The sequence below is a fragment of the Arthrobacter glycogeni genome (assembly GCF_054510815.1).
Genome location: NZ_JBTNDV010000001.1, coordinates 410,851 through 427,511, shown reverse-complemented (window position 1 = coordinate 427,511; position 16,661 = coordinate 410,851). Strand labels below are relative to the sequence as shown.

Here is a 16,661-nt window from a genome sequence, read left to right as displayed (position 1 = left end):
AGCGCATTTCCCAGACATTCATCGGAGTGATGCCCGACCAGACCCGGCTTACGGTGATGATGTTTTCGAGGACTGAGCCTTCGATGTCCTCGATGTGGTCTTCCGCGCCGGCGCTGGCTCGTCGGCCCGAACGGAATCCGTCCGGGCTCCGGTGGGGTCCGCGGCCGGTTCCTCCTCCACCTCCGGGTCCATCGACCATTTGTAGGAATCAAGTGGCACGCCCGAGGACTCCTCGAAGGTGATCTTTTCCCCGGCGTGCTTCCTTGCCAGCCAGATGATCGCGGCGAAGATGCGCAACGCTTCCGGGTCGTCGAGGATGTCCAGCGCTTCCATGCCTTGGAGTTTCTTCGACCCGTTGATCAGCGATTTCATGCCTACGCCAGCTTTTGCTTGCAACTCCATCAGGGTGAGCAGGCTCGGCTTTTGCAGTGCCTCGGCAAGGTTGTATTCCTTGTCCTCGATTACCAGTTTCATGCGTTCCCTATCTCCTTGGATGCTTTTTCGATGGCCTCAACAACGGCCCTTTGGTACTGCGCCCTGTAACGCCTCAGCGGCTTATAGAACCAGGGCTTGCCGTGCTGGTTGACCCACACCTCACGGTCGCCGAACACGGGGTGCCGGAACGTTGCCCGGCCGTACAGGTACAACATGGGTTGCTTCTCCGCCGGCAGTTTCGACTTCGCCGCCGTGATCCGCACACCCTCACCGGTCACATCTCCGGTCTTCTGTGACACCCGGCCTGTACGGATAGCCGTCTTGACCCCTGCCGCGAGCGCGGCGCGGACTTCGCCGCGGTTGCGGTTGTAGGTGCCGGTGACGGCGGAGCCGCGTCTGCGTGCTCCCTGACGGCGTTGATCGGCCTTAGGTGGAAGTGTTCCCAGTACTTCGCGTTGCACGGCGTCCACGGCGGGCTGGGCGGCCGCGCGAAGGTTCTGGCGGAGTTCGCGGCGGGCGACTTTGTCCCAGGTGCGCGAAGCCAGCACGAGCTTGCGCAGGCTTCCCGGGTCCAGTTCGACCCTGACCTCGGGGCCCTGGGACATTAGAGGGCGGTGTCTGCTGTGCGGTAGACGATGGAGAGTGGTTCCGTTCCCGCTTTGAGCGCGTCGAGGACGACGAAGTCGATTGACTGCGTGATGACGTCGCCGCCGTTGGACTTGGGGAGTTCCCCGTCGAGGCGTATGTCGTCGATGTAGATCTGCAGGGCAGCGGGGACGCCGGCGCTGATCTCCTGGTTCGCGGCGAACGTGAGGAGCATCGACAGTGGGGTCTGGTCGAGGTACGCGTTCTGCAGGAACGTGGTGTCGAATTCGGCGGTGAGCTTGCCCTTGACTTCAGCCAGGCCGACGACTGGACGTCGGCCGCGTTTCCCGTCGCCGCCGAGGGTCCAGCCGCCGCCGTCGATCTTGTTGTCGATGGAGAGGGAGACCTCGGTGATGTTCGCCGCGGGGGTCCCACCGGTGGCGAGGGCGGTGGCGGTGGGTGGTGTGACTGAGCCGCCGATGGCGATGGCCCCGTCGACGAAGGTGTAGAGCTCCGGGTTGACCGCGTAGGACGGTGCTGCGTAGGCGACGTCCTTTTTCACTTCGCGGGTATCCCAGGTGGTCTTGAGCTTCACGATTTCGCCGGCGGCCGCGGTCAGTTCACCGGATGCGCAGATCCCGCCGTGGAAGGTCAGGGCAGTGGTCGGCCCGCCGCCTAGCGGGGGGATGCCCTTCTGGATGGTGTAGGAGGGCAGGAGACCACGGGTGAGGGTGAAGAGCTGTTGGTAGCCGGTCGTGGTGCCGATCTGGGTGCTGGTGCTTGAGCCGAGGAGGGCGTCGAAGAAGAAGCCCATCCCTTTGGTCACCAGTTCGACGTTGATGTCTCCGCCCGATTCGTCCTTGACGAGCTTGCGGCGGGCGGCCCGGGCGATCCGGGACCCGACGCGAAGCCCGGCGCCCTGGGCGAAGGTGGGCTTCCAGGCGAGACCTTCGTCGATGAACTCGGGGAAACGGTCCACCACAATGGCAGTGCCGTAGCCTGTTTCCTTCTTGAAGCCCAGCGAGCAATCCAGCTGCGTGGTCATGATTCCTCTTTCTTAGCGGTCTGTGCTCCGCCTGTGCGGGGCTTGGTGGTTTGGGGCTTGGCAACGCGGGCGAAGACGTCGGGCTGTTCGAGCAGCTGCTTCGCGAGGTCCTCGCTGACCTCGAACTTTTCGCCCGCTTCCAGGGTCCGTCCGATTAGGGAAGGTCGATCGCGCCGAGGGGGGACTTATTGCGCAGGGTGGTCATGGTGGCTCCTAACCGGTGATCCGAGCTCGTGCTTCGAAGGTGGCTGTGACATCGATCGAGCGCCCCTTCTCGAGGAGCTCCGCCAGGGTGGCGCCGTCGGACTCATGCGATTGCAGGAAGCAATGCCTGACCGACCCGCCGATTGTGGTGTCCGTCTGCCGAGCGTGTTGCTCGATGAGGCGCAGCAGCTGGTATGCCCTCGCGGAGCACACCTGTTCCATCTCCGGCCCGCCCCCGCGGTAGCAGGAGATCAGCACGTCGAGGGTGATCACCTCCTCCCGGCTCCGGTTGGTGCCCATCGTCGCCGCATCCTGGCGTTCCGTGATCCGCTCGAAGGAGATGATGTCATCGGGCTCATACGTGCCAGGCATCCCGAAACACACCAGCACACCCCTGGTGTCCGGGTCCGCAGAGAAAAGGGTCCGGACGGCTTGGAAAAAGTTGTTCTTGAACTCGTACGCAACTGTGGCGGTGCCCTGCATCAGGCGAACCCTCCCAGCTGCTCATGCGGGGCGCACAGCTCGATCACCCTGCGGGGAACGGCGAACCCGGACGGAGTGTACGCGTCGGCGCTTGGATCCTGCCGGCCGCTCCTACCGGTGGCCTGGCGGCCGATCTGCCACATGTGCCGGACCAATTCACGGGCAGCAAGCTGGACGTTCGGAGGAATGACGGCCATGCCGAGTGTGAACCGGACCTCGATTTCCCCGGCCGGGAACGCTCCGCGGACCCGACTTGAACCGGCGTACAAGATGCCGTCCGCGCCAGCGAAGAACCCCGGAGCCTGCACACCGTTGACCTTCACCGACGTCACCGTGGCGTTAATCGACGGCAGAACGATCACGCCGCCGCCGACCGCTGTGTGCACCTCATTGGAGATCACCATCGGACCAACAATGTCCTCAATCACCGGAGTGGCCGCGGCCACGTACAGGCGAAGATCCTCACGGTCTCCCGCGGCAGCCGTCCAGTTCAGAGACTCAGCAGCCTGCTCCGGTGGGAACAAGAACCGTGGATCCTGTGGCCACACGTCGACGACGTCTGTGTGGGCGTCAACGGTGGCGCCGCTATTGGTCCACCGAATCAGATGCCGGCCCGGCAAGACCGGTATGAATGTCGCTTTGAAGTCACTGGGCACCGGTGCCGGCACCAGCAGAGTGCCGTCCGGCTGCACGACGGCGAGCGCAACAACTCCACCCGCCGCCGGTGCATTCGGCCAGGTGACCTCGGCGCTGGCGCCCAGGTCGATTGACGTCATTACTTCGAGGCGCCCTTATCAGTGGTTTTCGCGTCAGCTTCGGACTTCGCCGCGGCGTCTGCGATCCGCTTCTGCTCGGCTTCGGCGGCGTCAGCTGCTACCTTGGCGCGTTCGGCCGCCTGCTGGTTGGCTGCCGCCTTCGCCTGTGCCGCGGTGACGCGGACGGACGGGTTGCCTGTGGTGGTGGCCGTTTCCACGCCGCCCGGGGTGGTAGCAGTCTCTTCAATTGACGGGTCAACGGCCATGCCGTTAGCGAGCAATCCCAGCGCTTCGTCTTCCGGAAGGCTGATGATCTCTCCGGGTGCTGGCCAGTCTTTGCCGTCGCGGGTGCCGGAAATCCTGCCAACCATCCGGACCTTCTTGTTTCTTGCTGCCATTTTCTTACTCCTGAGTCGTGTAGGTAAGTGCAGAGTGAGGCGGACCGGTGGCGGGCAGGGGAGATAGGACCTGCCCGCCACCGGGGTTTGTTAGGTTGCGGCGCCGACGAAGTGCTTGACGGCGCCGGTCTGATCCACCAGGACGCCATCGCCGCGGATGATCGCACGGTAGGTGATCAGGTCCTTATCGAAGGCGAAGTCGTCGGAGCGCTCGAACCGCACCCCGTTGACCACACGGGCGAAGTAGGCGGAGAGGTCACCGAATGCCACGGACTTCGCTGTAACACCAGTTCCGGGCATGCTCGGGTCGGTGTAAACGGCCTTGCCCATGATGGTGTCCGGCTGACCGGCGATCACGGACGGCTGCCAGATGTACTGGCCCTGCCCGTCCTTGATCTTGCGCAGAGCGGCCGCGGTCGCATCCTTGATCATCCACGCCGCTGCCGGGCTATTCCGGTACGGACCAATGACCGAATAGAACAGGTCAATCAGGTCATCGAAGGTTGGCACACCGGCAGTCCCGGTAGCGCCGGTCTTGCCCAGGCTGGTCGTGGTGATCAGCCCTGATGGCTCGTTCGTCCCAGTGCCGGAGACCAGCTTCGTTCCAAAAGCGTTGCCGATCGCGCGGCCCGCCTGACGGGCGATGAAGCCCTCCAGATCGAAAGCGGAGTCGTCGGCCAGCTCACGGCTGAGCTGCAGCAGGTCCCCGTACTTGTAGGCATACAGCGAGCGCTTCCCAAGTACCGGTTCCGACGTCGGAATGACCTGGCCTTCACCGACCTGCGCACCGATCGGAGCGGAGACCGTGATCGGGACGCTGATTTCTTCACCACTTGATGTGTAGAGGATCGTCGCCCCTGCGGAAAGAATCGCGGACGTCTCGATCGCGTGCTCCATGAGCTGGCCGTAGAACGTGGTCGGGACGGTGAACCCACCGGCCGAACCTGTTCCCTTGACCAGCGCACGGACTTCCTGGCGCTCTTCCCGGGTCGGCTCATACTCGAAAGCGCCGTTACGGCCCTTGAGCATGCCGCGGAGCTGCACCTCCGCGGTGTCCTCCTGGCGGCGCTGCTCGGTTTGCCCGGGCAGCGATCGCATCGATTCCTCGATGTCCTTCTGCTCCTGGTTGAACGCGACCAGGCGGTCAGCCTGCGAGCGCAGGGAGTCCATCTGCTCGGAGATCTCGGTGAACTTGACCTCTTCCTCGGCGGTGAGGGCGCGCTTCTCGCTCTCCGCCGCGTCGATGATCTTTTTGCCCTCTTCGTGGGCGGTCTTGCGCTGCTCCAGCAGCTGCTTTGCGAGCGTGAGGCTCATGGCATTCCCCTTTCCGGAAATGACGAAACCCCCGGCAATCATGCAGGGGGGTTGAGGAAACTGACTATTGGGGGATGCGGGTGGATTTCGTCCTGCCCACGGATAGGGATCAGGATCGGCTGAGGAGATCCAGCCGGCGCCTGTAGATGCTCAGATCCGGGTGGATTTCGTCCTGCCCATCCTGCGCGCTCTGCCGCTGCTGTTCTGCAGCGGAGTCTTGGGGGTGGAGCAGCCGCTCGCGCAGCAGCTCAGGTTTGGCTTCCCGCACCTCGCTGAGGTCCATATGCAGACGCTCAGCCAAGGAACGCAGGCCGGTGGTGGTGTCCCGGTACGCCGGGTTGTTCACCGGGGCGACGTCGACCAGCTGCAGTGCCAGCAAAGTCCGCATCGGGAAGCCCTCAGGGGTGAAGTCCCAGTCATCGTCAACAGTGCGGAATGCGAACGATGAGTACCGGAGATCTCCGCGCTGCGCGAGTACTTTCACGTCGCGGCCAGCCGAGGTGTCGGGCAGGTCGACGTCGTACCTCAGACCGGTCCCGTCAACTTCCAGGCGGAGCGTCGTGCCCTCGGTTGTCCCCAGTAAATGGTTGTCGTCGTGGTTGTACCGGGCGAGCACCGGGACCTGGTCGGCGATCGATTTATTGAAGGCCGACGGATCCACCCTTTCGACGAACCCGCCCAGGTTTTGGGAGAGCTTGTTGAACACCGCAGCGTATCCGCTGAGGATGCCGAGGCCACCGTCAACTGCGCGGTAGTGGACCGGCTGATTGACATGGCGTAGTTCCAATTCACGCAGCATCGGGGGTACCTCCGTTCTGATTGTTGAAGTAGGTGATCAGTGCGGAATCCTTGCTGAGATTCCCGCCGCCCTTGTTGATGATCTCGCGGGCCTCTTCAGCCGTAATGACCTTGCCGACCCCGAGGTAAATCTTTTGGATCAGCTCGGCCAGCTGGCGTGCCTGCAGCTGCTCTGCGCCGGCGTCACCGGTGAGCTGAGAAGTGATCGCCTTCGAGCCGAACCACTTCTGCCACTGTTCGATCTCCTCATCGGAGAGCATCTGGAAGTCCTCGAACTCCCGGACCTGAGCGAGGGTGTAGACGCCTGATTCGAGGCCGATCTTGTAGGAATCCATGCGAGCCTTGAGGTCGCCCCGGACATTGGCGTTGAGATTGAACTTCACATACTGCGCGGCCGGCAGCAGACGGTTCAAGTGGGTCTCCAACCGAACCGCCGGCGGCTGCAGGGCGCGCATCGTGAACTTCAGTTGATTGAGCTCTACGGTGCTATAGGTCAGGCTTCCGCCTGACTCACCGCCGATCTCCTCGGGCGGCACCTTGAAGATTGCAGCAAGCTGGTTCGCCGTCGCCTTGATTGACTCCAGAAACTGGGAGTCAGCAACACTCATGCCCAAGGATTTGTAGTCCCAGTCTTTACCGGACACAAAGACGTCATTGTTGTGGACAGCCGATTTGAAGCGGCTCTTGACCACTGAGGACTCCATGAAACTCAGAGTCTTCTCGGCGTTCTTCAGGTGTCCGGACGGGATGCCCGAGCTGCGGTAGACGTTCGTGCCGAACTCCTGAGCACGCTCGGCCATCTCCAGCTGCCGTCGGAACAAGCTCACCGGTGACAGGCCGACAACCGAGCCAGGCAGAACGTAGTCCGCGATATGCACCAGAGTGGACTTGTCCAGACGTTGACCGTTGTGGAAGTACTCGGGCGAGGGAGTCGACTCGTCGACGTTGACCGACTCAGGGTTCAGCCATTGGACTTTCTCCGGGATGCCCCACCGGTCCATGGCAACTACGACGCCGTAAGCGTTGCCTTGGAGCTTCAACGATGTCACGTACTGGTGGATCCACTCAACCCGTGAGCCCACAGGGTTGGGGTTCGGGTTGATGACCAGGCCGGGCTGACGCGGAGTTGCCCGTGATCCGTCCGGCTTGATCTCTTTCACGCTGACGGGCACAGTGGCTAGCGACTCAGCGATCAGGCTGGTTGCAGCGTACGCCGGCACGACGTGCAGCGCCCGCTTCATCGACGCCGCAGAAAGGTTGCCGGTAGCGTACCCGCCGAGTACTCCGGCCGTTGCGTCGATCGCGCGGGTCTCGGATCGTCCAAAGAATAGGCTCACTGGTCGACCGCCGCCGTCGGCCGAGCACGGTTAGCGACTCGCCACGAAACTGCCAGGCATCCGGCACCAGCCACCAGGAAGGCGGCTGGCACGTAGATCAGGACCACTCCCGCCACGATGAGAGTAACTCCCAATAGATCCAGGATGGTGGTTCCTACCTCTTTCATGTGAGCCCCTTCCTAGAGAACTGAGTCCCCGGCGTTGTAGTCGTCGGCTGATTTCTCCATGTACAGCCACCGCGCGATCGTCACCGAGTAGAGCGCGGTGATATCGGCCAATGACTTGGGCCTGCCCCAGATGAAGGCATCGCCGCCCGATTTGAGCTTGGCTACGTTTGCAGCGGCGTGATTGAGATCGTCGGTGTTCAGGATCCGCAGGCGACCGTCGATAATGTCATCAAAGAATCCGCCGCAAGCGTCCACCCGCTGCGGGCCGGCCATCAGGATCACTTCAAAGCTCTCGGCTTCTAAATCCTTGCGGAGCGACTTGGCGGCCCCGTTCGCATCGACGGCCACCAGGTTGCCCCCGAAGCGACTGCGCAGCTCGACCAGGGTCTTGACCACCCATGCTGTGCCAAGCTGCCGGTCCAGACACTCCAGATAGCAGCGTGCCTTCGGGTCGTCTGACCTGGCGGCCATCCCGATTGCTGACCATTCCCGGTCAGGGTCGGTGTCCACGGTCCAAAACGGTGTGCCGACCCAGAGCGACTCGTCCTCGTCCGCATAGGCTTTCTCCCACAGCGCGGTGGGGATGACACGATCTGGGGCCTTTGCTTTCGGCCACCAGCCCAGCCAGGCGCGTTCCCATTCGGCGAGATCGAGCGAGTTCTCCCGAAGCGACATCACGCGGTCGAGGCTGATCGTGTGTGTGACGCCTGGGTGTGTGTCACCTACAGAGGCTGGATCGCTCGGGTCCCAGTCCGCCGGTGCCGAGTACTCCAGATAGCAGGTTCGGGTTTTGCGTCCGGATTGAACAAGTGCGCGACCGACCTCGACCTTGTCGTGCAGGTAGGTGGACTTGCTGTTGCCAGCCGCCGACAGAATCCATAATTGAGAGCCGACGACGGTCATCAGAGTTGGCTGGATTCCACCTTCAAGGGTGTTGTCAGCATGCGCGTAGGCCTCATCGATATGGCCTTCGTGATTCATATCACCGTGTCCGGAGTTGTCCGAGATCGCGTCGATCGCTATCTCGGATCCCGATTTGAACCTGACGGCTTCTTCACCGCCACGCCAGCGGGGCTTGGCGAGCTTGTCTTTCAGCGGTGAGCGGTACAAGGGAAGGTAGATGTCATCCCGTAGGCGCTTGAGCGCTTTCAGGCGGTTCTGAGCGGTGTAGATCATCCGGCCGTCGACCGTGGTCAGAGATCGGTGGGTCAGCTTCGCGCGGCTTACTGTGGTCTTTCCTGCTCGCCTAAGGACTACCCAGATCACGGTGTCGTACCAGAAGCCGCCGGTTGCCGGATCTATCTCGCATGCGACGGCGAGCGCGTCGCGCTGCCAGGGCATGGGGACTCGGCCGGAGGCCTCCATGACTTTGCAGACGGAACCGCCTAGAGTCTGACGGCTGTTGTCCCTCTGGGTCGCGTACCGAGGTTCTGGGTTGTGGGTACTAACGCTCATCCGCGGAAGGCTGCGTATCTGGGGTCAGTAGGCCCGACATGTCCCATCCATCACGTGCACCAGGTGCAACTTCGACACGGCGGAGTCGGTCGAACACATTGAACAGGCGCGACTCCATGCCGCTGACAAGATCGAACCGGTCCACAGCAGGGATCTGATCGAGGACGCGAGCGTTGTACCTCGCGAGCACAACGAGAGTTTTCTTGAACGGGGGCTCTCCGATGAGGGACTCCAGCTCGCCGATCAGTGCGGTCTCAATCTCCCCGGGCTCAGCTGACCAGCTGATGGATACAGACGATGGCTCAACGGCCGGCGGGAAGATGGCCGGTGCCGTCACGTCACCTGCGTCCTTGAGCTTCTGCTTGGCGCGGTAAGCGGCCTGGTCTTCACGCTTGGCCTTCATGCAGCCAGCGCAGCGGCAGCCCTTCCGGTAGCCCGTGGTACCGGGGCCGATAGCACCATGGCGGTACGGGATCCGATGGGGGTCAACTGGTTCGGACAATTCGTATCTCCATCTCGCTTTTCGGCCAGAACTCCCGCTAGGGTCGCCCTCCCATGTAGGGCGCTACCGGGGGATTTCTTGGGGAGAGAAAAAATGGTAGCGGTGGGCGGGTCTACCGCTCGGGGTTCTCTAAAAAACCCGTCTGACTTGGGCGAACGCTCTGACCGAAGCCGCTGATTCCGCGGCTCGGACGCCTTTCGGTCTGCGCTGCCACGGTCCATTTCGCCTTGCGTTTCTTGTTCTCTTTGATGGTGTTGCACCGACGATGCATGGGCTGCAGGTTCCACCTGGCAGTGGGATGGCCACCGTCCTCGAGCTCGATGATGTGATCGACCGTGCCCGACCATCGATGAGTTGCCGGCAGTGTTAGGTCGATCTCCTGCTGACACGGAGGCCAAGCGCACACAACACCAGGAATAAGGATCGTTGCGCAGATCCGGCGCCATACCCTGCCGCCTCGGCCGCGCTTCGGATCGTACTCACCGAGCCTCTGAACCATGGATCGGCTCACCTCACCACCACATGACAAAGGCCCCGCACCGGCTAACCGGTCGAGGCCTTGCGTCGTCTAGGTGCAGAACACCACCATCACACGGAAATCTACCACTAAGTCAAGGACCCTCTGCTGAGGCAGCTTGCCGCTGGCGTGTCGCAAGTCTGGCGCGGCTCAGCAACCCGGGGTTGCGCGGACGGGCTGGACGCCTACCCTTCCTCGCCGTGAGTAGCAGCCACTGGTCCATTGGAATGGTGTGGAGCATATCCACTGTGCATTCAACCGACTGGCTGCCGTCCGCCTGGACAACGCCTTCGAGCTGGCCCGGACACGGTAGCCTGCTGCCAGTTCCGTCATCGACGAACTGGTGACACTGCGAGTCAACAATTGGGCGGCGGTGCACCTCAGAACCTACCGAAGCACGGACAGCATCCGCTGCCTTCTGCAGATCCTGGTAGCTGAGTACAAGATGCCGGCTGCTCGGATGCGATGCCAGATAGCTGAAGTGGGACTTCGTCAGCCACCCCGCGAGAACATCGGTGCCGTGATCCGCGGGCAGCTGCACTCGTGGCTTGTCCAGGATCAGCTGCTGCACGATAGACCAGACAGCGTCCCTCGCCAGTCCCAAAGCCTCCGAAGCTGATAGGTCGATGGGTGCAGCCGAGCCGCCGTCCGTACCGGACCGCTGACCGCTGCCCCTGGATCGTGACGCCACGAGTGCATCCTGCAAGTCCGCCCACATCAGCTCGATGACGTAGAGGTCGTTCCACATTAGGTTCCTGCAGCCGTGGCACATGTTCGTACCCACCTCGGCTGGCGCCAGCTCCGGTGGTGTCGCGGCCGAGTGGACAGCACAGTTGGCCGGATACGTGGTTGCTTCGACGGCCAGAGTGAACGGCAGCAGCGCGAGCCTACCCTCCACTCGGTACCTGTACTCGATCGCCAGATCCTCGGCGGTTGGTTTCGTCATGCTGCCTGTCCTCTCAGCTCGCGCTGGATCTGCTCGCTCGCCCAATCCTCGGGTTTGCGGATGCCTACGGTGATGCCGACCGCAGCGAGTGCAGCCAGCCAGATCTTCTGGTGCTTCGTTGGGTAGCCCTTGGCGCTCTTCAATTCCCAGATCATGAACTCGTTGCGGACGGGATGGAGTAACACCAGGTCTGGCCAGCCCTTCTGAGAGCGCCGACTGTCATGGGTGTGATAGACCAACCAGCCGAGCTCCTCAGCGAGCTGGACGATCTTGCCCTGCAGCTGTGCCTCGGTCCATTGGTTGCACATCCACAGCCGGTATTCCCTGGCAGTCATGCTCGGGAACCTCATGTGTTTTCCCGGATGCAGACGCGGCAGGGCTGTTCCTCGTGGTGGATATCGCAGGTTGTCTCATCGACGGCCGATCGCTTACCTGACCATCCGTACCAAGGGGAACCATGCTCACCCACAGCAGCGACAGGAGGTGCATCGCCAGCATGATGTGGATTGGAAGACTGGAGTTGAGGTGTCTGGGCTTTACCGGTCCCACGCCTTCTGTTCCTGGGCTTAGGCCGAGGAGGTGCCGGCTGTCCCGGCGGTAACCCTGTAGAAAGACTTACCCTGCCCTGCCCTACCCCAGCCCTGCCCCCGCGCTCACCCTGCCGCGCGCGCCCGAGAAGACTTTCGGCGTCTAATATCACCGTTGATTTCTGTTTGATATCAGATTGATCTTCGGGTTTGATCCGGGACGAGGAAGCGGTCTCAGCGGCAGCATCAGCTGGCGAGACCTTTTCTGAGGACGCTGCGGCGCGCGGTGCGGGGAGCAGCGTCATACCTGCTTGCTCCGGAGTTCTGGCTGCCTTCTTACGGTTGCAATCCCAGCAGGCGAGTACAACGTTGGTCGCTCCGGTTGCCTTACGCGGGTCGACGTGGTCCATGGTCGGACGTGTGTCTGACTTCTTATCTGCCCGTAGAAGTTTCCGCGCACAGTATCGGCAGCGGCCGCGAGTGGGGTTGGATGGGTCGTCGGTGCAGTCCCTCGCCCAGACAGCGGCGATGAGCTCAGCACTCTTGAGCTCTTTGCTCTTGTCCCGCTTCACTCTGACCGTGTCGCCCCGGGCGTAGTTGAGGGCGAACCAGTCGTGGAAGAGGTAGGTGCCGGCCGCGACCGATGGGCAGCGTTCACACTCGTGGGACTCAGCGTGCCAGAGCCCTGCGGCGACCAGAAGGTCGGCGAGCTCTCGCGCGAGATCGTAGTTGAGTATAATGCTGACGAGATCCTCGATCGACACAACGCCGTCACTCAGGGAGGCCTGGCAGAAACTGCCGGCCATCGACCACATGCCAAGCGCTGCGGGACCGCGCAGATCGCCGCGGAGAGCCGTGCGGATCAGCTGCTGAGCCTTCCGATTCGCCTGCAGCTGATCATCAATCATGAAGTACGGCATAAGGGTTAGTAACCCTGCTTCCGGTCAAGGATCCGCTGAACCAGCTGCTGACCCTCAGCGTCAGCAAGCATGCCTGCGAGCGCTGTGTCTGCTGCATTCACGTTTTCGGTTGTCTCGTATTCGCCTCGTCCACGTGGAGTCACTGGTCTTCCACCTGAGTAGTGCTGATGTGCAGCCCGGTGCCGTGCTTCAGGAAGTCGCTGACGTTGCTTCTCTCCATCGCATAGGCGATCTCGGGCAGCCGGTCGTACCAGCCCCTCCGCCATTCCTGGAGCTTGGCGGCCAACTCGGTTTCATCCGAAGCGCGCACCGGCATCAGCAGCCCGAGGAATGACTCACCGCAGGCGATGAGGATCTGGGAGACTTCCCCGGTCGGCTCGATCAGGAGCGGCTCGTTGTAGGCTGCGGCGGCCGAGCTGAAGAGGCGTAGGTACTTGCCGGTCGTCGCGATCCGATCGGGGACCTTCACATCAGCGGTGAGCGCGTTGACCAGGCGGTTTGCCCACTTCACCGGGAATGGCTCGCCCTGCTCGTGTGGGATCTGGAACAGCTTGCCAGGGAATAGGCCGGCTACGTCGAGGAAGGTCAGGCTGTCCTCTTCGACCGTGATCCTCAGACACTCGCCCATCTCCTCTTCGGGCTGCTTTCCTCCGGATTTGAACAGGCCGAGCAGCTCCTTCGCGACGTCGGGGGTTAGCGTGAAGCTGTCCTTATTAACGTCACCGGAGAGCCCGTCCACTTCCCACACCGACACGATGGCGTGGCCGAGGGTGAACCGATTGGTAGCGGTTAGGAACAGGTTGGTATCCGTTGCGGTGAAGTTGACGCAGCAGATCGACGCGACGTTCGTATCCGTGCTCGCGTGAGGGATGACTGCCTGCAAAGCCTTGCGCAGGTCGAGAGTGTTGACGTCCAGGATCATCGGTGTTCCTTCCGGATGTGGTCAGTGACCATCGTGGCCACGGGGTGAACATAGAAGCAGTGGGGACAGCGATTCGGATCAGCCATCCATCTCCCGGTCCTCTTCAAGCCGCGTGCTATCTATCAGGTCAAGGAATCCCAAATAGCCCGGTTGGAGCGGCCCGCAGATGTTCTGGTGCCACCAGGATCGAACGGCTCTTATGATTTTCATCGGTTTGCACTCCTCTGGATCGTGCGTTCGTCTTTCGGGTGGCAAGGGCAGTTGCGCTGTTTGGAGCAGGTGCCGAATGGGTTCCAGCAGCATCCGCGAGCGCAGCGCGTCAGCATGGTTTCATCGGATCCGCTCGATTCCCCAGAGCAGGTCATCGGGGCCAAGTATCGGTAGGTGGCAGATAGCGCACCGCAGAAGGTGATGAGAGCAGACGCCCAGGGCGAGGACCTTCTCCAGCTGGCCCCTGGATGCCGCACGGATCGAGCGGAGGTGTTCCTCGCAGACAAGGACCACCTCCGGGCACACCCCGGACAGCGACGTGCTGTGTACCTTGAAAGACCACTCAGCAGGCGCCGTGCACTTCGCCTGGCCCTTCAGTGCGCGAGGGAACTCCCCGAAGTCGCACGGAATCTCAAAATCTGCGAGGTCGTTCGTTCGGGTGGTGTCTGAGGGTTGGATGGTCATCGGGTGGCCCCGTTCCGGTTGCCGCGGCGCTTCAGGTAGGCGTCGACGCCGCGGCGGTTCGCTGCGACTTCGTCGTCGGGGTCTGTGCTGGCGGGTCCGGTGATGAAGCTGCTGGGTGGCCCGGATCCGAGGATTGTCGTTCTCGCGGCTTCCGTGGCGATATCGGCGAGCTTCGCTACCGGGGATCCGGGTTGGGCTGGGATGAGAGTGGGGATTGGGTTGGTGTATGTGGCCGGCAGGGGCAGGCTGTGTGCTGGCATGCGGGAGAGCGGGACGTACACGACGGGCTTGATGGGGCGTAGCGGTTTGGGCTTAGGGACGACACCGGCGGATGCCGGCGCGCGCGGGGCAGCTGCCGGAGCGGCTACGGGGGCGGTTGCAGCCTGGTTGCCGGTTTCGTCCCCGGATTTGTGGCCGGTTTTGTGGCAGGCGAAGCAAGTTCCGTCCTTGTGCCCCATGGTTACCGTGCCCGGGTGGTCCTTTGCCTTCAGGACGGCTTTCCTGGTCGGGCGGTTGCACTGCGGGCAGGTGGCCAGGTCAGGGGTGCGCTTCGGCTTCCGTTTGGGTTCGAATACCTCGAAGTTAGGCAGGCGACGTGAGGGCCGGCTGTGGCGCTGCAAATGAACCCAGACGCATGCCGCGCGGACGGCGTCCGCCTGGGTCGGGAAGGTCGTGGCGACGTCGGAGGCGAACTGGGCGTCCAGGTGCAAGGTGATGCACCACGACTCCAGGCTCTGGAAGACCACCGCGCGCGGATACGCCAGGGCGGTCATGCGACAGCCCTTAGGACGACGCGGCCGCGACGGATAGATGGGAGAGGCTGGCCCGACGCCGTGACCCGGGCCACTAGGTCATGGCGCCCCCACCGGTGAATGGCCGTCTTCAGGTTTTTCGCGGAGCTGTACCCGATCCGCTCAGCGATCAGATCCTCGGGTACATCACTGGCCACTAGGAACTCGACGTCCTCGATTGTCGACTCCCGACGCTTCCTCGGCCGCGCTGGACGGGCCCCAGGCTCAGGCAGCATCTTCGCCGTCCTCAGCGGGCTTCAGACGATCCATGGCTTCGCGCTCGATCTCGCTGAACTGGTAGCCGTAGTCAGCTACCAGTGACTCTCGCCAGTCACTGGTGTAGTCCCACCCGTGCATAGGTCCCCAAGTTTCGGGGTACAGCAGTTTCTCTTCGGCGGGGGAGTTGTTGATGATGTCCAGCAGGATGACCAGGCACCAGATATCCAGCTTCTGCACTGCTGCCCGGCACCTTGCCTCGTCGGACTCCTCTATGGGAATCCCGAGAAGCTCGCATCCAACGGCGTCGCCCTGCAGATCCTGAATCACAGACCGCCTGACGATCTTTTCAGCGAGATCCTCTTGCCCTCGGGAGTAGGAAGGCTGGATAACCTCCTCGAGGAACTTACGGCGGACATGCGCAGCAACGTCGAGCCCAGCAGTCATCCGCTGGTAGTTCTCCCTGTTCGCAATCTCCTCGGCGTCGAGCTGCTGCGGTTCCGGGTCCGGCATCTGCGAGCGTAGGACGGCCCATTCGGGTTTCCCGTCGCTGTCGACGTCGACGATCGCGAGGTGGCCAGCGGCTATGTGCTCATCGATGGACACCTCGGGTGCTCGGGCGTAGTCGCCTCCCCATGGGTAGGCCTCCGGGCGTGATTCGAGGATGGTTGCGGAAGCTGCTGTGAGTTCCCTGGTAGTGACCGCGATATTAGCGACGGCGGTCTTCTTGCGGCGGAGTGCCTGAACCCGGTAGAGCCAATCGTAGGTGCCGGCCACCTGCAGGAGCTTCTGGGTTGCGTCTTCGTCGTCGGTAAATTCCGCGAACACCATCGCTTGTTCCAGGGTGATCTGGCCGTCGTCGAGCTTGGTCGCGACGGGGTCGCTGATCTTGGCCAGCTTGATCCGGTCACTGACCAGGCGGTGCTTGCGGCCGGTGTTCTCGGAGATCCGCTTGGCGTTGTAGCCGGGCAGGTCGAGCAATGTCTGGTAGGCGCGAGCCTCTTCCATCGGGGTCAGGTCGTTGCGCTGTGTGTTCTCTACGATCATGAACTCGGTCTGCAGCTCAGGGGTGTTCAGATCTGGGCGGACCATGCATGGCGCGGTCTTGATCTTCGCTATCTTCGCTGCGGACAGCCGGCGGTGGCCGCCGAGGACGATGAACTTGGTCTTCGCGGTCGGGTGCGGGGCCACAGTGAGCGCCTGGACGATGCCTTTGGACTTGATGGAAGCGGCCAGCTCGTCGATGTCGTGTAGCTGCCGGCGGATGTTATGCGGGTGGGCTTCCAGCTTCGCGAGCGGGATGTCCTGAAACTGAGTGGTCATGGCGTCGGTTCCCTATCTAGGTCGTCAAGCTCTCGGATAATGTCCAATGCGTTGCGCAGCTGCCTTTTGGCTTCTAGCCGATCGCCGGAGCCCTGGGCCGTGCCGGCGGCCGCGATCGCGTCCTCGGCCGCGATCTCCAAGTCTTGACGGACCAGCCGGTCAAAGATCGGCGATGGCTCTGGGTCCGGACGCCAGGTCCAGGAGGTGAACCCTCGGGGATCGACAGTCGTCTCGTTCGGCGGGCTCATGACCGGGTTTCCTGGTGCCGTTGATGGGCTTTCAGGGCGGCAGCTTCGCTGTAGCAACCGGGTCCAATCCAGTGACACTCACATTCGACCCAGAAGCC

24 protein-coding genes are annotated in these 16,661 nt (G+C 62.5%); 1 reads left to right on the top strand and 23 read right to left on the bottom strand.

Annotated features, from left to right (window positions below; translation table 11 throughout):
* Positions 1–48: 48 nt before the first annotated feature.
* The 16 genes from ACX80G_RS01955 to ACX80G_RS01880 all read right to left on the bottom strand — a co-directional run bounded on the left by ACX80G_RS01955 (position 49) and on the right by ACX80G_RS01880 (position 12,040).
* Positions 49–474, bottom strand: coding sequence for a hypothetical protein (locus ACX80G_RS01955; protein ID WP_459305284.1), 426 nt, complete (start codon positions 472–474; stop codon positions 49–51).
* Positions 471–1,040, bottom strand: coding sequence for a hypothetical protein (locus tag ACX80G_RS01950; protein ID WP_459305283.1), 570 nt, complete (start codon positions 1,038–1,040; stop codon positions 471–473). Before ACX80G_RS01950 ends, ACX80G_RS01955 begins: the two co-directional genes overlap by 4 nt.
* Positions 1,040–2,065 (bottom strand): phage tail tube protein, encoded by a 1,026-nt coding sequence (locus ACX80G_RS01945; protein ID WP_459305282.1) that lies wholly within the window; start codon positions 2,063–2,065, stop codon positions 1,040–1,042. The genes ACX80G_RS01950 and ACX80G_RS01945 overlap by 1 nt, the downstream gene beginning before the upstream one ends.
* Positions 2,066–2,278: 213 nt before the next feature.
* Complete coding sequence (locus tag ACX80G_RS01940; protein WP_459305281.1) at positions 2,279–2,752, bottom strand: hypothetical protein; 474 nt, start codon at positions 2,750–2,752, stop codon at positions 2,279–2,281.
* A complete protein-coding gene (locus ACX80G_RS01935; RefSeq protein WP_459305280.1) occupies positions 2,752–3,528 on the bottom strand; it encodes a hypothetical protein in 777 nt (258 codons plus the stop codon). Before ACX80G_RS01935 ends, ACX80G_RS01940 begins: the two co-directional genes overlap by 1 nt.
* A complete protein-coding gene (locus ACX80G_RS01930) occupies positions 3,528–3,905 on the bottom strand; it encodes a hypothetical protein (RefSeq protein ID WP_459305279.1) in 378 nt (125 codons plus the stop codon). The genes ACX80G_RS01935 and ACX80G_RS01930 overlap by 1 nt, the downstream gene beginning before the upstream one ends.
* A gap of 90 nt (positions 3,906–3,995) precedes the next feature.
* On the bottom strand, positions 3,996–5,219 hold the full coding sequence (locus tag ACX80G_RS01925; RefSeq protein ID WP_459305278.1) for a phage major capsid protein: 1,224 nt from the start codon (positions 5,217–5,219) through the stop codon (positions 3,996–3,998).
* Positions 5,220–5,328: 109 nt separating this feature from the next.
* Positions 5,329–6,018: an HK97 family phage prohead protease gene (locus ACX80G_RS01920; RefSeq protein ID WP_459305277.1), complete on the bottom strand. Its 690-nt coding sequence runs from the start codon at positions 6,016–6,018 to the stop codon at positions 5,329–5,331.
* Entirely contained in the window at positions 6,008–7,354 is a 1,347-nt protein-coding gene (locus ACX80G_RS01915; protein ID WP_459305276.1) for a phage portal protein, read from the bottom strand. The genes ACX80G_RS01920 and ACX80G_RS01915 overlap by 11 nt, the downstream gene beginning before the upstream one ends.
* The gene (locus ACX80G_RS01910; RefSeq protein WP_459305275.1) at positions 7,351–7,521 is read right to left on the bottom strand and encodes a hypothetical protein; all 171 of its coding nucleotides are present in this window, start codon (positions 7,519–7,521) and stop codon (positions 7,351–7,353) included. The genes ACX80G_RS01915 and ACX80G_RS01910 overlap by 4 nt, the downstream gene beginning before the upstream one ends.
* A gap of 12 nt (positions 7,522–7,533) precedes the next feature.
* A complete protein-coding gene (locus ACX80G_RS01905; RefSeq protein ID WP_459305274.1) occupies positions 7,534–8,886 on the bottom strand; it encodes a terminase large subunit domain-containing protein in 1,353 nt (450 codons plus the stop codon).
* Positions 8,887–8,965: 79 nt separating this feature from the next.
* Positions 8,966–9,379, bottom strand: a complete 414-nt coding sequence (locus ACX80G_RS01900) for a hypothetical protein (RefSeq protein ID WP_459305273.1) — start codon at positions 9,377–9,379, stop codon at positions 8,966–8,968.
* Positions 9,380–9,590: 211 nt separating this feature from the next.
* Positions 9,591–9,977, bottom strand: a complete 387-nt coding sequence (locus tag ACX80G_RS01895; protein WP_459305272.1) for an HNH endonuclease signature motif containing protein — start codon at positions 9,975–9,977, stop codon at positions 9,591–9,593.
* 112 nt (positions 9,978–10,089) lie between these two features.
* On the bottom strand, positions 10,090–10,941 hold the full coding sequence (locus ACX80G_RS01890) for a hypothetical protein (protein ID WP_459305271.1): 852 nt from the start codon (positions 10,939–10,941) through the stop codon (positions 10,090–10,092).
* On the bottom strand, positions 10,938–11,276 hold the full coding sequence (locus ACX80G_RS01885) for a VRR-NUC domain-containing protein (protein WP_459305270.1): 339 nt from the start codon (positions 11,274–11,276) through the stop codon (positions 10,938–10,940). The genes ACX80G_RS01890 and ACX80G_RS01885 overlap by 4 nt, the downstream gene beginning before the upstream one ends.
* Before the next feature lie 11 nt (positions 11,277–11,287).
* Positions 11,288–12,040 (bottom strand): HNH endonuclease, encoded by a 753-nt coding sequence (locus ACX80G_RS01880; RefSeq protein WP_459305352.1) that lies wholly within the window; start codon positions 12,038–12,040, stop codon positions 11,288–11,290.
* A 42-nt stretch (positions 12,041–12,082) separates the two neighbouring features.
* Between ACX80G_RS01880 and ACX80G_RS01875 the strand changes: the two genes are divergently transcribed.
* Complete coding sequence (locus ACX80G_RS01875) at positions 12,083–12,397, top strand: hypothetical protein (RefSeq protein ID WP_459305357.1); 315 nt, start codon at positions 12,083–12,085, stop codon at positions 12,395–12,397.
* Here ACX80G_RS01875 and ACX80G_RS01870 read toward each other — a convergent pair.
* From ACX80G_RS01870 to ACX80G_RS01840, 7 genes are all read right to left on the bottom strand, one after another.
* Positions 12,394–12,531, bottom strand: a complete 138-nt coding sequence (locus ACX80G_RS01870) for a hypothetical protein (RefSeq protein WP_459305269.1) — start codon at positions 12,529–12,531, stop codon at positions 12,394–12,396. The two genes, ACX80G_RS01875 and ACX80G_RS01870, sit on opposite strands and share 4 nt — an antisense overlap.
* The gene (locus ACX80G_RS01865) at positions 12,528–13,310 is read right to left on the bottom strand and encodes a hypothetical protein (RefSeq protein WP_459305268.1); all 783 of its coding nucleotides are present in this window, start codon (positions 13,308–13,310) and stop codon (positions 12,528–12,530) included. Before ACX80G_RS01865 ends, ACX80G_RS01870 begins: the two co-directional genes overlap by 4 nt.
* 330 nt (positions 13,311–13,640) lie before the next feature.
* Positions 13,641–13,985 carry a hypothetical protein gene (locus tag ACX80G_RS01860; protein WP_459305267.1) on the bottom strand — a complete coding sequence of 115 codons (345 nt, stop codon included), beginning with the start codon at positions 13,983–13,985 and terminating at the stop codon, positions 13,641–13,643.
* Positions 13,982–14,758 carry a hypothetical protein gene (locus tag ACX80G_RS01855; RefSeq protein WP_459305266.1) on the bottom strand — a complete coding sequence of 259 codons (777 nt, stop codon included), beginning with the start codon at positions 14,756–14,758 and terminating at the stop codon, positions 13,982–13,984. The genes ACX80G_RS01860 and ACX80G_RS01855 overlap by 4 nt, the downstream gene beginning before the upstream one ends.
* Positions 14,755–15,012 (bottom strand): hypothetical protein, encoded by a 258-nt coding sequence (locus tag ACX80G_RS01850; RefSeq protein ID WP_459305265.1) that lies wholly within the window; start codon positions 15,010–15,012, stop codon positions 14,755–14,757. The genes ACX80G_RS01855 and ACX80G_RS01850 overlap by 4 nt, the downstream gene beginning before the upstream one ends.
* Positions 15,002–16,315 carry a ParB/RepB/Spo0J family partition protein gene (locus ACX80G_RS01845; RefSeq protein WP_459305264.1) on the bottom strand — a complete coding sequence of 438 codons (1,314 nt, stop codon included), beginning with the start codon at positions 16,313–16,315 and terminating at the stop codon, positions 15,002–15,004. The genes ACX80G_RS01850 and ACX80G_RS01845 overlap by 11 nt, the downstream gene beginning before the upstream one ends.
* The gene (locus tag ACX80G_RS01840; protein ID WP_459305263.1) at positions 16,312–16,563 is read right to left on the bottom strand and encodes a hypothetical protein; all 252 of its coding nucleotides are present in this window, start codon (positions 16,561–16,563) and stop codon (positions 16,312–16,314) included. The genes ACX80G_RS01845 and ACX80G_RS01840 overlap by 4 nt, the downstream gene beginning before the upstream one ends.
* Positions 16,564–16,661 lie beyond the last annotated feature (98 nt).